This window comes from Pseudomonas sp. FSL R10-2189, from assembly GCF_009600325.1.
GTDB classification, from domain to species: Bacteria; Pseudomonadota; Gammaproteobacteria; order Pseudomonadales; family Pseudomonadaceae; genus Aquipseudomonas; species Aquipseudomonas helleri.
Genome location: NZ_WIVZ01000007.1, coordinates 127692 through 142037 on the forward strand (window position 1 = coordinate 127692; position 14346 = coordinate 142037).

A 14346-nucleotide genomic window follows, 5' to 3' on the forward strand; every position below is an offset into this window, starting at 1 on the left:
ATGAGCAAAGAAGTACTGCTGGTTGTTGAGTCGGTGTCCAATGAAAAGGGCGTACCGGCAAACGTAATTTTTGAAGCGCTGGAGCTGGCTCTGGCCACCGCTACCAAAAAGCGTTTTGAGGACGAAGTCGATCTGCGTGTGGAAATCAACCGCCACACCGGTAACTATGAGACTTTCCGTCGCTGGACTGTGGTCGAAGACGAAGATCTGGATGATCCAGCAATCGAGTTGGCGGTAGACCAGGCCCAGGCAAAACGGCCAGGCGCTGTAGCCGGCGATGTTATCGAAGAGAAAATCGATTCCATCGAATTCGGTCGGATTGCTGCTCAAACGGCCAAACAGGTCATTGTGCAGAAGGTCCGCGAAGCTGAGCGTGCTCAAGTAGTCGATGCTTATCGCGAGCGTTTGGGCGAGATCATTTCTGGCACCGTTAAAAAAGTGACACGTGACAACGTGATCGTCGATCTGGGTAACAACGCTGAAGCGTTGCTGGCCCGTGAAGACATCATCTCGCGTGAAACTTTCCGTGTTGGCGTACGCCTTCGCGCATTGTTGAAAGAAATTCGCACCGAGAACCGCGGTCCTCAACTGATTCTGTCGCGTACTGCGCCAGAGATGTTGATCGAGCTGTTCCGTATCGAAGTTCCAGAGATCTCCGAGGGCCTGATCGAAGTGATGGCGGCCTCCCGCGATCCTGGATCACGCGCTAAAATTGCCGTTCGCTCCAAAGACAAACGCATCGATCCGCAAGGTGCCTGCATTGGTATGCGTGGTTCACGCGTTCAGGCGGTGTCCGGCGAGTTGGGCGGAGAGCGAGTGGATATCGTCCTGTGGGATGACAACCCGGCGCAGTTCGTGATCAACGCAATGTCGCCAGCAGAAGTAGCGGCAATTATTGTCGACGAAGATGCCCATGCAATGGACATCGCCGTTGGCGCAGACAATCTGGCCCAGGCGATTGGTCGCGGCGGTCAGAACGTACGTTTGGCTAGCCAGTTGACTGGCTGGACCTTGAACGTGATGACCGAATCGGACATCCAGGCTAAGCAGCAAGCAGAAACCGGCGACATCCTGCGCAACTTCATCGAAGAGTTGGAAGTTGATGAAGAGTTGGCGCAGGTGCTGGTTGATGAAGGCTTCACCAGCCTGGAAGAGATTGCCTACGTACCGGTGGAAGAAATGCTCAACATCGACGGCTTTGACGAAGATATCGTCAACGAGCTTCGCGCTCGGGCCAAGGATCGTTTGTTGACTAAAGCCATCGCTACTGAGGAAAAGCTGGCAGACGCCCATCCGGCCGAAGACCTGCTCTCGCTTGAGGGTATGGACAAGGATTTGGCGATGGAACTGGCGGTGCGCGGCGTAATTACCCGCGAAGACCTGGCCGAGCAGTCTATTGACGACCTGCTCGACATCGACGGCATTGACGATGATCGTGCCGGCAAGTTGATCATGGCCGCCCGAGCCCATTGGTTCGAGTAATTAGGCGCGGCCTGAGGAGAGAAATGCATGACGCAAGTCACGGTGAAACAACTGGCCGATGAGGTCAAAACACCGGTTGAGCGCCTGTTGCAGCAGATGCGTGAGGCAGGTCTGCCGCACACCGCCGCCGAGCAGAATGTGACCGACAGTGAGAAGCAAGCTCTGCTGACTCACCTGAAAAGCAGCCACAAGGCGAAAGTGGAAGAACCGCGCAAAATCACTTTGCAGCGTAAAACCACCAGTACCCTGCGTGTTGCTGGAAGCAAAAGCATCAGCGTTGAAGTACGCAAGAAGAAAGTCTTCGTACAGCAAAGCCCGGAAGAAATCGAAGCCGAGCGCAAGCGCGAGCTGGATGAACGCCGCGCAGTAGAAAATGCTGCACGTCAAAAGGCTGAAGAAGAGTCCAAGCGTCGCGCCGAAGAAGAAGCGCGTCGTCAGCCTGCGGCTGTTTCGGCTCCTGCACCTGCTCCTGCTGCCGCCCCTGCACCTGTGCAAGCGGCACCGGCAGCAGCGCCTGCGCCAGCTTCGGCTCCTGCAGCCGATGCACGCAAGCGTGATGAACAGCGCCGCCCTGATAAACCACGTGCTGACGACAACAATCGTCGCGGTGGCGGCGGTGATGGCGAGCGCAAAAACGCTCCGCATCGTGCTTCTGTTAAAGAAAAAGCGCCTGCTCCACGTGTTGCTCCTCGCACTTCCGAAGAAGAAAGCGATGGCTTCCGTCGCGGTGGTCGTGGCAAGAGCAAGCTGAAGAAGCGCAACGCTCACGGTTTCCAGAGCCCAACCGGCCCTGTGGTTCGTGACGTACAGATTGGCGAGACCATCACTGTTGGCGATTTGGCTGCACAGATGTCGGTCAAAGCTGCTGAAGTGATCAAGTTCATGTTCAAGCTGGGTACTCCAGCCACCATCAACCAGGTACTGGATCAGGAAACTGCCCAACTGGTTGCTGAAGAACTGGGCCACAAAGTCACGCTGGTCAGCGACAACGCCCTGGAAGATTCCCTGGCCGAGTCCCTGAAGTTTGAAGGTGAGTCGTTCTCCCGTGCACCGGTTGTGACCGTAATGGGCCACGTTGACCACGGTAAAACGTCCCTGCTCGACTACATCCGTCGTGCCAAGGTTGCTGCTGGCGAAGCCGGTGGTATTACTCAGCACATCGGTGCATACCACGTTGAAACCGAACGCGGCATGGTCACGTTCCTCGACACCCCGGGTCACGCCGCGTTTACCGCGATGCGTGCACGTGGTGCCAAGGCCACTGACATCGTGATTCTGGTTGTGGCTGCAGACGACGGCGTGATGCCGCAAACCATCGAAGCTGTTCAGCACGCGAAAGCGGCTGGCGTGCCGCTGGTGGTTGCAGTGAACAAAATCGACAAGCCAGGTTCTGACCTCGATCGCATCCGTAGCGAACTGTCCGTTCACGGCGTGACCTCGGAAGAGTGGGGTGGTGACACTCCGTTTGTTCCGGTCTCGGCGAAAATGGGTACCGGCGTTGACGAGCTGCTCGAAGCGGTTTTGCTGCAAGCTGAAGTTCTGGAACTCAAGGCCACTCCATCGGCTCCTGGCCGTGGCGTAGTAGTTGAGTCCCGTCTGGACAAAGGCCGTGGTCCTGTTGCGACTGTTCTGGTTCAAGACGGTACCCTGCGCCAAGGCGACATGGTGCTGGTCGGTTCCAACTACGGCCGCATCCGCGCCATGCTCGATGAGAACGGCAAGGCCATCAAGGAAGCCGGTCCATCCATCCCTGTCGAGATCCTCGGCCTGGACGGTACGCCAGACGCTGGCGACGAGATGAGCGTAATGACTGACGAGAAGAAGGCACGTGAAGTGGCCCTGTTCCGTCAAGGCAAGTTCCGCGAAGTGAAACTGGCGCGTGCTCACGCAGGCAAGCTGGAAAACATCTTCGAGAACATGGGCCAGGAAGAGAAGAAGACGCTTAACATCGTCCTCAAATCTGACGTCCGTGGTTCGTTGGAAGCTCTGCAGGGCGCTCTGAGCGGCCTGGGTAACGATGAAGTGCAAGTGCGCGTAGTGGGCGGCGGGGTCGGTGGTATCACCGAGAGCGACGCTAACCTGGCACTGGCCTCCAACGCTGTATTGTTCGGCTTCAACGTGCGTGCCGATGCCGGCGCTCGCAAGATCGTCGAGCAAGAAGGCCTGGACATGCGTTACTACAACGTCATCTACGACATCATCGAAGACGTCAAGAAAGCCCTTACCGGCATGCTTGGCAGCGACGTTCGGGAGAACATCCTGGGTATTGCTGAAGTCCGCGACGTGTTCCGTTCGCCTAAGTTCGGTGCAATCGCCGGTTGTATGGTTGTGGAAGGTGTTGTTCACCGTAACCGTCCAATCCGTGTACTGCGCGACGACATCGTTATCTTCGAAGGCGAGCTGGAATCCCTGCGCCGCTTCAAGGATGACGCGTCCGAAGTACGTGCCGGCATGGAATGCGGTATCGGCGTCAAGAGCTACAATGACGTCAAAGTTGGCGACAAGATCGAAGTGTTCGAGAAGGTCCAGGTTGCTCGCAGCCTCTAAATCGCGAGCTTCAAGAGCAAGGACGAGCCATCGCATGCCCATGCGCTGTGCTCGGTCCGGACTCTAAACGCAACGCCCGGTCCGGCTTCTGTCTGGCCGGGCGTTTGCCGCTTTCAGAACGCATGGGTTTCCCATGGGTGAGTAACAGGTAACAAGACATGGCAAAAGAATATAGCCGTACCCAGCGTATCGGCGATCAGATGCAGCGCGAGCTGGCCCAACTGATCCGTCGCGAAGTCAAAGACCCGCGCGTAGGTCTGGTTACCATTACGGCGGTGGAAGTGAGCCGTGACGTCGGTCACGCAAAAATTTTCATCACCGTAATGGGCCAGGACAACTCGCAAGACATCGCTCAGACCATCAAGGTGCTGAACGCTGCTGCGGGCTTCCTGCGTATGCAACTGGCACGTGAAATGAAGCTGCGCAGCGTTCCTCAATTGCACTTCCACTACGACGAAAGCGTCGCACGTGGTGCGCACCTGTCCGCTTTGATCGAGCGCGCAGTGGCTGAGGACAACCAGCACGACGCCTCTGCTCCTGAAGACACCAAGGAGTAAGCGGTGGCTCAGGTCAAGCGTATCCGTCGTAACGTCAGCGGCATCATCCTGCTCGACAAGCCGCTTGGATTCACCTCCAACGCGGCCTTGCAGAAAGTTCGCTGGCTGCTCAATGCCGAGAAGGCAGGGCACACCGGTAGCCTCGATCCATTGGCCAGCGGCGTATTGCCGTTGTGCTTTGGTGAAGCCACCAAGTTTTCGCAATACTTGCTCGATTCCGACAAGGGTTATGAAACCCTGATGCAATTGGGCAAGACCACCACCACCGCCGATGCGGAAGGTGAAGTTTTGCAAACGCGCCCAGTGACCGTTGGTCGCGCCGATATCGAAGCGGTTTTGCCTAAATTTCGTGGGCAAATCAGTCAGATACCGCCGATGTACTCGGCGCTCAAGCGCGATGGCCAGCCACTTTACAAGTTGGCGCGTGCGGGTGAAGTGGTGGAGCGTGAACCGCGTTCTGTTACTATTACCCGCCTCGAATTACTGGCCAGCGAAGGCGACACCGCGCGCTTGTCGGTTGACTGCACCAAAGGCACCTATATCCGTACCCTCGTGGAAGATATCGGTGAAGAACTGGGCTGTGGGGCATATGTTGCAGAGTTGCGTCGCACACAAGCAGGGCCTTTCAGCCTCGCGCAGACCGTGACGCTGGAAGAGCTGGAAGCCGTACACGCCGAGGGCGGCAACGAAGCGGTTGATCGCTTCCTGATGCCATCGGACAGCGGCTTGCTCGACTGGCCGCTGCTGCACTTTTCGGAGGCCAGCGCGTTCTATTGGCTCAATGGCCAGCCGGTACGTGCTCCCGATGCACCCAAGTTCGGTATGGTGCGGGTACAAGATCACAACGGTCGCTTTATCGGAATCGGTGAAGTGAGCGAAGACGGGCGCATCGCGCCACGTCGACTGATTCGGTCAGAATGACCGGAGCAGCTCGGTTCGAGGCTTAACGGTCGCGGGCCGAACTGAAAGAGGGTGGCTGTTATTAGGCACGGTCACATCTCACTTTTTAATACGAGGATTTGTCCTCGGCCTATTGGATCTGTCTTGCTTGCAAGCAGAGCCCTAAAGAAAGGAAATGCCTCATGGCACTGACAGTTGAACACAAAGCAGAAATCGTAAAAGACTACCAGCAAGCTCCAGGTGATACTGGTTCTCCAGAAGTGCAAGTTGCACTGCTGACCTTTAACATCAACACGCTGCAAGGTCACTTCAAGGCCAACGGTAAAGATCACCACTCCCGTCGTGGTCTGATCCGCATGGTAAACCAGCGTCGTAAGCTGCTGGACTACCTGAAAGGCAAGGACATCAGCCGTTACGCTGCGCTGATCGCTCGCCTGGGTCTGCGTCGCTAATAGCGATGTTGCTAGAGGCTGGTTGTTTGTTGTGCGCCTGTGGGGTTCCTACGGGCGTGCGGCAGGCTTCCAGCCTCAAGTTTTATCTGGACCAGACGGATTCTTACGAAAGCTCACCCTAACGGCTGCTTTCGTAAGCATCTTGAGTCGGGCACGCCCCGGCGGTGCACACGTTTTTCGCAAGAAACCCGTTCCCCAAGAGTCACAAAGAGAAGGTAGGACACCGTGAACCCGGTTATCAAAAAATTCCAGTTCGGTCAGTCGACCGTCACCCTCGAGACTGGCCGTATCGCCCGTCAGGCTTCCGGCGCAGTATTGGTCACCGTTGACGACGACGTCAGCGTGTTGGTGACCGTTGTCGGTGCAAAACATGCTGATGCAGGCAAGGGCTTCTTCCCTCTGTCTGTTCACTACCAAGAAAAAACCTACGCCGCGGGTAAAATCCCGGGCGGTTTCTTCAAGCGTGAAGGTCGCCCTTCCGAGAAAGAAACCCTGACCTCGCGTCTGATCGACCGTCCGATCCGTCCACTGTTCCCGGAAGGCTTCATGAACGAAGTGCAGGTTGTCTGCACCGTTCTGTCCACCAGCAAGAAGACCGATCCGGACGTCGCTGCGATGATCGGTACCTCGGCTGCGCTGGCCATCTCCGGCATTCCTTTTGATGGTCCAATCGGCGCTGCCCGCGTTGCTTACCACGAAAGCACCGGCTACCTGTTGAACCCGACTTACGAGCAACTGGCCGCTTCGAGCCTGGACATGGTTGTTGCCGGTACGTCGGAAGCCGTGTTGATGGTTGAATCGGAAGCCAAAGAGCTGACCGAAGACCAGATGCTGGGCGCGGTACTGTTCGCTCACGACGAGTTCCAGGTTGTTATCCAGGCCGTTAAAGAGCTGGCTGCTGAAGCTGCCAAGCCAACGTGGGACTGGGCTGCTGCCCCAGAAGCCACCGCACTGCTGGGCGCTATCCGTGCCGAGTTCGGCGAGGCGATCTCCCAGGCTTACACCATCACCATCAAGGCCGACCGTTACGCGCGTCTGGGCGAGCTGAAAGACCAAGTGGTTGCCAAGCTGTCCGGTGAAGAAGGCCAGCCTTCTGCCAGCGAAGTTAAAGCGGCCTTCGGCGAAATCGAATACCGCACCGTTCGCGAAAACATCGTAAACGGCAAGCCGCGTATCGATGGCCGTGACACCAAGACTGTTCGTCCTCTGAACATCGAAGTTGGCGTTCTGCCAAAAACCCACGGTTCGGCACTGTTCACCCGTGGTGAAACTCAGGCGCTGGTGGTTGCAACGCTGGGTACTGCCCGTGATGCACAACTGCTGGACACCCTGGAAGGCGAGAAAAAAGACCCGTTCATGCTGCACTACAACTTCCCTCCGTTCTCGGTAGGTGAGTGTGGTCGTATGGGTGGTGCAGGTCGTCGCGAAATCGGTCACGGCCGTCTGGCTCGCCGTTCGGTTCAGGCCATGCTGCCTGCTGCTGACGTGTTCCCGTACACCATCCGTGTGGTATCGGAAATCACTGAATCCAACGGTTCCAGCTCCATGGCTTCGGTCTGTGGCGCATCCCTGGCACTGATGGACGCTGGTGTTCCGATGAAGGCACCGGTTGCCGGTATCGCCATGGGCCTGGTTAAGGAAGGCGAGAAATTCGCAGTTCTGACCGACATCCTGGGTGACGAAGACCACCTGGGCGACATGGACTTCAAAGTTGCCGGTACCTCCAAAGGTGTTACCGCGCTGCAGATGGACATCAAGATCAAAGGCATCACCGAAGAAATCATGGAGATCGCCCTGGGCCAAGCCCTGGAAGCTCGCCTGAACATCTTGGGCCAGATGAACCAGATCATCGGTCAGTCGCGTAACGAACTGTCGGCTAACGCGCCGACCATGATCGCGATGAAAATCGACACCGACAAAATCCGTGATGTTATCGGTAAAGGCGGCGCGACTATCCGTGCAATCTGTGAAGAAACCAAGGCTTCGATCGACATCGAAGACGACGGTTCGATCAAGATCTTCGGTGAGTCCAAAGAAGCAGCAGAAGCGGCTCGTCAGCGCGTTCTGAGCATCACCGCTGAAGCTGAAATCGGCAAAATCTACATCGGTAAGGTTGAGCGCATCGTCGACTTCGGCGCATTCGTCAACATCCTGCCAGGCAAAGACGGCCTGGTTCACATCTCGATGCTGAGCGATGCTCGTGTTGAGAAAGTGACTGACATTCTGAAAGAAGGTCAGGAAGTGGAAGTACTGGTACTGGACGTGGACAACCGCGGCCGTATCAAGCTGTCGATCAAAGACGTAGCTGCTGCCAAGGCGTCGCAAGCTTAATCGCTGCGAACGCCTGCTTTGAAAAAAGGATCCTTCGGGATCCTTTTTTTATGGCTGCACAAAAAACAATGCAAAAGGCCATGATCGAAAACCCGCAACTTGCATGCTGATTTGAATGGCGTCATGCAATCTGCACGACAGACTAAAACTGACTTGTACGTAAGCCATTGAAAATAAAGGATTTTATTGTTTTAAAAAGTTGGCACAGGCCCTGCAATAGTACTGGTAACCCTGCTGCTGTGAGACGGCGCAGATTTTTAAGAAGACAGGAGTTACTTGTATGAAGAAGTTCGCTATTGCTGCCGCAACTGCCACCGCTCTGACCATGACTCTGGCCAACGCTGCGTTCGCAGCACAAGCAACGACTCAAGCACCGATGGTTGTCGCTGCTGGTGAAGTCACCAAAGCCAAGGAAGCTACTTCTGATACTTGGATCACGACTAAAGTCAAATCTGACCTGCTGACCGAAAAGGGTATTCCAGGTTCGGATATCAAAGTAGAAACCAACAAAGGCGTGGTGTCCCTGTCCTCGACAGTTGCGATCACCGAAGCTCAGAAAAAGATCGCAGTCGACATCACCAAGAAGATCAAAGGCGTTAAAGCTGTTTCGGCTGACGGCCTGAAAGCAGAGTAATCGCGCTAACTCGTAGAGCCGGGGGAAAGCAGGAGCAGGTGATTTAAGCGTTACGCCTGCAGCTTTCAGAATAGGTTCATGCGACGGCCACACGGATGTGGTCATTACAGCCCTCGGCGTACAGCGCCGGGGGCTGTTCTATTTTTGTAGGGCCAAGATCAAAAGATCGCAGCCTTCGACAGCTCCTACAGGCCGGGTGGATAGCCGTGCCGCCCGTCTTCGGCGCCGCGCTGTCGCGCAGCAAACAGGCCACCGAGTATCTTCAGCATCCCCCAATCGGTTCCCTCTCCTGCGGGAGAGGGCTAGGGTGAGGGGCTTTTAGATCAAAAGCCAGATCAAAAGATCGCGAGACAAGCTCGCTCCTACAGCGCTCAGAATCAATCGTTTATTTTTGTGTGATGACTGTCGAGGTACGAAGGTTTCAGGCCTTTACTCGCTGTCCAAATGCAGCGGTGAAATCACCCGGCCATCACTTTCGGCTTCGCCCAGGGTGGCGTCGATGAAATACACGCGCTCATCAGCCAAACCGCCTTTGTCGACGAGGTAGTCCTTGATGCTGCTTGCCCGCTCCTGGCCCAGTTGGCGCAGCAGTACGTCGCTTTTGCTCCAGAAGTCGATCAACGCGGCACTCATCTTGGCGGAGCGTTCATCGCGGCTCAGATTGGCCCACTCAGCAGGGGGTTGCTGCTTGAGGCGTGTCCGGTAGATGCCTTCCAGCAAGGGGCCTTTTTCATCCTCCGGGACCTTCAGCAATGAGGCCTGAGCAGGCACTTTGTCGCCACGGCGCTGGAGGATCTTGTAGTAGTTGTACTGGTACTCACGCTCAAGACGTTCTTGGGCAATCAGCGGGCCGTCGCTGCTGCGGGCAGCCGTGCCTTCAATCTCCAAACGCAGTGCCGGGCGTTGTTTCAAGGCTTACGCCAATGTGTTCAGGGCCTTTTGCGCCTCCGGGCTCAGTTCGCTCGAGCCTGGCGCGAATGACACTGTGCCAAGGTCTTCAGAGCCGCCGCCGGTGATCAGCCCGCCAATAAACTTGAACGGCGCTTGGGCGGCACGCAGGACCAGGTTGCGCAGGGTTTGCCAAACAATCGGCATCACACTGAACTGCGGGTTGTTCAGGTCGCCTGTTACCGGCAGTTCTATCGAAATCGTGCCGTCGGTATCTTTGAGCAAGGCCACCGCCAGTTTCAGCGGCAGGTTAACCGCATCGGGGCTGTCGACCTTCTCACCCAGTTGCAACTGCTCAATCACCACTTTGTTCTCAGCCTTAAGCTGGCCTTTGGTGATCAAGTAGTGCAGGTCCAGGCTCAGTCGGCCCTTGCGAATGCGATAACCGGCGAATTTGCCCGAATAGGGCGTCAGCGTGGTCAGTTCGACGCGTTTGAAGCTGGTGGCGATGTCAAGGCTGGCCATCGGGTCAAAAGGATTGACGTTACCCTTGATCGTGACCGGTGCGTAGCGGTCAACCTTGCCCGCCACATTCACACTGGCCGGTTTGGCTTGGCGGCTGTCTATGGTGCCAATCTCACCGTTGAGCTGTTGAATGGCCGTGGCGAAAAACGGTGTCAGGGTGAAGTCGGCAAAGTTGGCCGAGCCGTCATTGATCGCTATACCGCCCACATGAATGGCCAAGGGCTTGCTCGCGCTTGCTGCCGGTTTGGCCGCGCTTTTCGCGTCCTTGTTGGGGGCTTGCGGGATTAACAAGTCATCAATATTGGTGGTGCGGTCATCATTGATCATGAAGCGCACGTAGGGCTGTGTCAGGTTGACCTTGGCAATCGACAGGCTGTCGTCGTGCTGATACTTGAGGTTTTCGAGTACCAGGCGCTGCCACTTCAGGAAATCACGGTTTTTCATCGTGTCCAGCGTGTGCAACTGATCGACCTGAGCACGGCCCTCTACAGTAAAGGCCAGCGGTTCGGTGCCTTTGAGGTCCACCGCCAGATCACTGCCGAGCATGCCGCTGCGCAGTTCGAGGCGCAGAAACGGGTCGATGTAGGCTTGGGCGACCCGCAGGTCGATGTCTTGGGTGGTGACTTTGAGTTTCGCGCTGATCGGGCTCAGGTTGACGTCGCCGCTGGCCGTCAGCTTGCCTTGTTTACCCACTCCGGTGTCGAGTGTGACCGTGAAGGGGGAGCGGTTAAGGCTGTCAAAATTCTTCAGGTTGAGGTTCAGCGGGCCGACATCCAGCGCGACGGGTGTTTTGGGCTCTTTGTCGGCCAGGTGCACCCGGTAGTCGCGCAACTCAACATCCTTGAGCAGCACTTGCCAGGTTTTGCTGGGCGCTACCGGGGCCGGTTTGGGAGCCTCAACGGTGACGACTTCATCGATTTTTTGTGCCGGTTTGGCCGGTTGGCTGGCAAACAGCTTTTGCCAGTCGAGCTGACCATCTTTTTCGCGAGCGGCCCAAGTTTCCAGGTTGTTACTCTGGATTTTGCCGACCACCACCTGCTGTTTGGCCAAATCGACAGTAGTGTCGCTGATCGTCAAACGTTCCAGGCGCACCAGCGGACGACCATCCGGTGCATTGACCTTAAACGGCGCAATGCTGGCCGTGAGGTTGTTCAGGACCAGTTCGGTGTCTTTGGCCAGGTTCAGCGTGTAGTCCGTGCTGAAGTTCAGCACGCCGTTTTCAAGCACCAAGGGCAGTGCATCGCGCACATACGGCCACCAGGCTTTCATTTGGCTGTCGGTGACGCTGAGCTTGCCGCTGGAGGCAATCGGCACCAGGCTCAGCGTGCCGGTCCAGTCGATGCGCCCGCCCGCTGGACCGTTCGCCACCAGGGTCATGTTGGCGTTGTCTTCGGGCAGGGTGCTGAGGTTTTTCAGCTCAAGGTTCATCGAGTCATACAGAAACTCGATCGGCTCGCTGGGCCGCTGATCAATAAAATGCAGGTAGCCGTCAGCGAGCTTGATGGTGTCGATGCGTACCGGGAAAGGTTTGCTGTCGGGGTTGTCAGGCGTTGGCTCGCTGGCCGGCAACTTGAACAACTGGGCCAGATTGAACGTGCCGTCCTTGTTGAACAGCAATTCGGTCTTCGGCTTGTCCAGTTGTACGTCGGTCAGGTGCAGGGCTTTGGTCCACAGGCTGTCGACTTGCAGGTTGGTGTAAAGACGGTCGAACCCGACTTGTTCCTTGCCGGGTTCGCCCACTCTAAAGCCCCACAGCGTCAGCTCGAGGCTGAAGGGATTGAACTCCAACCGGTCGAGTTTGGCCGGGACGGTGGCGTAGTTGGCTAGCTGCTGATTAATGATGCGCAAGCCGACGCCGGGCACGATAAAGAAGCCCAGCACGCTATAAATCGCGATAGCCGTTAACACTGCGCCAATGGCGCGTAACAATCCTTTGAGCATGTGAGGCGTCGTCTTTACGTTCAGGAGTGCCTTTGAGTATGGCACGCGTTTCCGGTTCCGATATGAGCGCCTTATTTCGGGTAGGACTTTTCCCTTTGGTGCCGCGTTTTAGAACTGCAAAATCAGCGTTTTCAGCGGCGGCTGGTTATCCATGGACGGGAAGTCTGCAGCGGGTGTCAGGACCTGCCAGTCGCGCACGGGGCGGCCAGCCTTCTCGGCGCAGCGCAAGACCTGCTCACGCCAGTCGTCCATGCTGACTTTTGCCAGGTTGTTACAACAGATCAGCACCCCGTCCTTGGCGGTTGTCAGAACCGCAGGCTTGAGCAGGCTTTGATAGTCGCGCAGCAGGTCGACGGTGCCGAACGCACTTTTGGCCCAGGCAGGCGGGTCGAGCAGCACCAGGTCGTATTCACGCTGATCGAGGCGCGGGTAGGCGGGCAGTTTGTGACGGCGTTGTACGATGGGCAGCCCGGCCAGTTGGCGGATCGCGGCGAAGTAGTCGGACTGCACAAACTTCATTTTTTTCAGTTCCGGGTTCAGCAGGCCATTTTCACGGCCTACCGCCAGGTTGCCCTCGGCAAAGTCCAGGTTGCAGACTTCACTGGCCCCGCCCGCAGCCGCGCTCAGGCCCACACCGCAGGTGTAAGCAAAGAGGTTGAGGACGCTTTTACCGGCGCTGTGTTGTTTGACCCAGCCGCGTGCGTTGCGCAGGTCGAGAAACAACAGCGGGTCCTGGCCAGCATGGCGCCCGCGCACGCGGTAGTTGAGCCCCCATTCGTGACCGACCATGTCAGCCAGCGCAGCGTCTTCAGCGCGGTACACCGTGTCTTCGCGATCGATGCGCGAGTTGCCCTGGGAGCGGTCGTTGTAGACCAGCAGCAGTTCAAGGCCCAGGTGCTGGTTGATGGCGTCATGCAGTTGCAGCAGATCATCGCGCTCAAGACGCTGATGGAAGCTTTGCACCAGCAACTGCGGGCCGTAGCGGTCGATGGTCAAACCGCCAGCGCCTTCCTGGCTACCGTGGAACAGGCGATAGCAATCAGTGCCCTGGCTGTGCAGCTCGGCCAGCAGATCGTGACGATTATCGAGGGCGGCGCGCAGCGCCTGATTCAAGGAAGACATGCGTTGCGCCTTGGGGGACAGATAAGGCGCGGCAGTTTAACAGAACAGACGCTATCACCGCTGCCTGGAACCCTTCATTCAAGCCCCATACGCCGTCGTGCGCGTTGCACCGAGCCATTGCGCACAGCCCAGCGCAAGATCGGCGCGGTGCTGTTCACGCACGTGCGCACAAGCTGGCGAGTGACAGGGCGTTGTTCAAGCTCAAGTTGATCGCTGGCCCAATCGGGCAGCAAATCAATCCCGGCCTGCATCATCAATGCCCCAAACGGTTTGGCCAGCAAGCTGGGGGCGGGGGCATTGAGCAGCAGGCGAATCACTTCATGGCTGCGTTCATCGCACAGCAACTGCGGGCGAACACGGTCGAGGTACTCGGCGATTTGCTGGCGTGAGCGCGGCACCTGTGTAGCGCCCAAGCGTTCAGCGACCAAGGCTATTTCGTCGTAGTAGCGGTCTTGATCTTCGCCAGACAAATGCGGATTACGGTAGCGAAGATGGGCCGCAAGGAAGTTGCTGACTTCGGCCACATGCACCCAGGTGAGCAACTGCGGGTCGCTGGCAGCATAAGGCCTGCCATCAAGCCCGGTGCCGGTCACTTGCAGGTGAATGGTGCGTACTTTGTCGATCAACCAGTTGGCGTCTGCGGTGGAGCCAAAGGTGGTGCCGGATATAAACTGCCCGGTGCGACGCAACCGGCCCAGCATGTCCTGGCGGAAATTGGAGTGGTCCCATACCCCGGCCAAGGCCAGTGGGTGCAAGGCTTGCAGCATCAAGGCGCTGATGCCGCCAATCAGCATGCTGGTGAAGTCACCGTGCACACGCCAACTGATCGAGTCCGGGCCAAATAGGCCAGGGTCGCCTTTAGGGTTTTCGAGGTCGAGACGCCCGAGCGATAGCCCGGTGAGGCTCATGATTTGGCGTTCGATGGGGCGGCGGATAAGTTCCATGGGGCCTCGGTTGAGCCAGCCAG

The 14346-nt window shown here is 57.2% G+C and carries 9 protein-coding genes and 1 pseudogene; 7 read left to right on the plus strand and 3 right to left on the minus strand.

Translation table 11 applies throughout. From position 1 onward, the window contains the following. The 7 genes from nusA (at position 1) to GHO32_RS08345 (ending at position 8903) form a co-directional block, all read left to right on the plus strand. Positions 1-1482, plus strand: coding sequence for a transcription termination factor NusA (gene nusA / locus GHO32_RS08315; RefSeq protein ID WP_153334004.1), 1482 nt, complete (start codon positions 1-3; stop codon positions 1480-1482). Between the two features lie 27 nt (positions 1483-1509). After that, positions 1510-4029, plus strand: coding sequence for a translation initiation factor IF-2 (gene infB / locus GHO32_RS08320; RefSeq protein ID WP_153334002.1), 2520 nt, complete (start codon positions 1510-1512; stop codon positions 4027-4029). A gap of 158 nt (positions 4030-4187) precedes the next feature. Continuing rightward, the gene (gene rbfA / locus GHO32_RS08325) at positions 4188-4586 is read left to right on the plus strand and encodes a 30S ribosome-binding factor RbfA (protein WP_048373275.1); all 399 of its coding nucleotides are present in this window, start codon (positions 4188-4190) and stop codon (positions 4584-4586) included. Between the two features lie 3 nt (positions 4587-4589). Beyond that, entirely contained in the window at positions 4590-5507 is a 918-nt protein-coding gene (gene truB, locus GHO32_RS08330; RefSeq protein WP_048385660.1) for a tRNA pseudouridine(55) synthase TruB, read from the plus strand. Positions 5508-5668: 161 nt separating this feature from the next. Then, positions 5669-5938 (plus strand): 30S ribosomal protein S15, encoded by a 270-nt coding sequence (gene rpsO / locus GHO32_RS08335; protein ID WP_048373279.1) that lies wholly within the window; start codon positions 5669-5671, stop codon positions 5936-5938. Between the two features lie 225 nt (positions 5939-6163). After that, positions 6164-8269 (plus strand): polyribonucleotide nucleotidyltransferase, encoded by a 2106-nt coding sequence (gene pnp / locus GHO32_RS08340; protein ID WP_262123742.1) that lies wholly within the window; start codon positions 6164-6166, stop codon positions 8267-8269. A 280-nt stretch (positions 8270-8549) separates the two neighbouring features. Further along, positions 8550-8903 (plus strand): BON domain-containing protein, encoded by a 354-nt coding sequence (locus tag GHO32_RS08345; protein ID WP_048373282.1) that lies wholly within the window; start codon positions 8550-8552, stop codon positions 8901-8903. Positions 8904-9332: 429 nt separating this feature from the next. Here GHO32_RS08345 and GHO32_RS08350 read toward each other — a convergent pair. From GHO32_RS08350 to GHO32_RS08360, 3 genes and pseudogenes are all read right to left on the minus strand, one after another. Next, a pseudogene (locus GHO32_RS08350) lies at positions 9333-12257 on the minus strand (DUF748 domain-containing protein). Between the two features lie 108 nt (positions 12258-12365). Further along, on the minus strand, positions 12366-13379 hold the full coding sequence (locus GHO32_RS08355) for a class I SAM-dependent rRNA methyltransferase (protein ID WP_153334000.1): 1014 nt from the start codon (positions 13377-13379) through the stop codon (positions 12366-12368). 74 nt (positions 13380-13453) lie between these two features. Continuing rightward, positions 13454-14323, minus strand: a complete 870-nt coding sequence (locus GHO32_RS08360) for an oxygenase MpaB family protein (RefSeq protein ID WP_153333998.1) — start codon at positions 14321-14323, stop codon at positions 13454-13456. Between the last annotated feature and the right edge of the window lie 23 nt (positions 14324-14346).

Coding starts and splice junctions, on each gene's coding strand:
- nusA (WP_153334004.1), top strand. CDS start 1: ATGAGCAAAGAAGTACTGCTGGTTGTTGAGTCGGTGTCCAATGAAAAG.
- infB (WP_153334002.1), top strand. CDS start 1,510: ATGACGCAAGTCACGGTGAAACAACTGGCCGATGAGGTCAAAACACCG.
- rbfA (WP_048373275.1), top strand. CDS start 4,188: ATGGCAAAAGAATATAGCCGTACCCAGCGTATCGGCGATCAGATGCAG.
- rpsO (WP_048373279.1), top strand. CDS start 5,669: ATGGCACTGACAGTTGAACACAAAGCAGAAATCGTAAAAGACTACCAG.
- GHO32_RS08345 (WP_048373282.1), top strand. CDS start 8,550: ATGAAGAAGTTCGCTATTGCTGCCGCAACTGCCACCGCTCTGACCATG.
- GHO32_RS08355 (WP_153334000.1), bottom strand. CDS start 13,379: ATGTCTTCCTTGAATCAGGCGCTGCGCGCCGCCCTCGATAATCGTCAC.
- GHO32_RS08360 (WP_153333998.1), bottom strand. CDS start 14,323: ATGGAACTTATCCGCCGCCCCATCGAACGCCAAATCATGAGCCTCACC.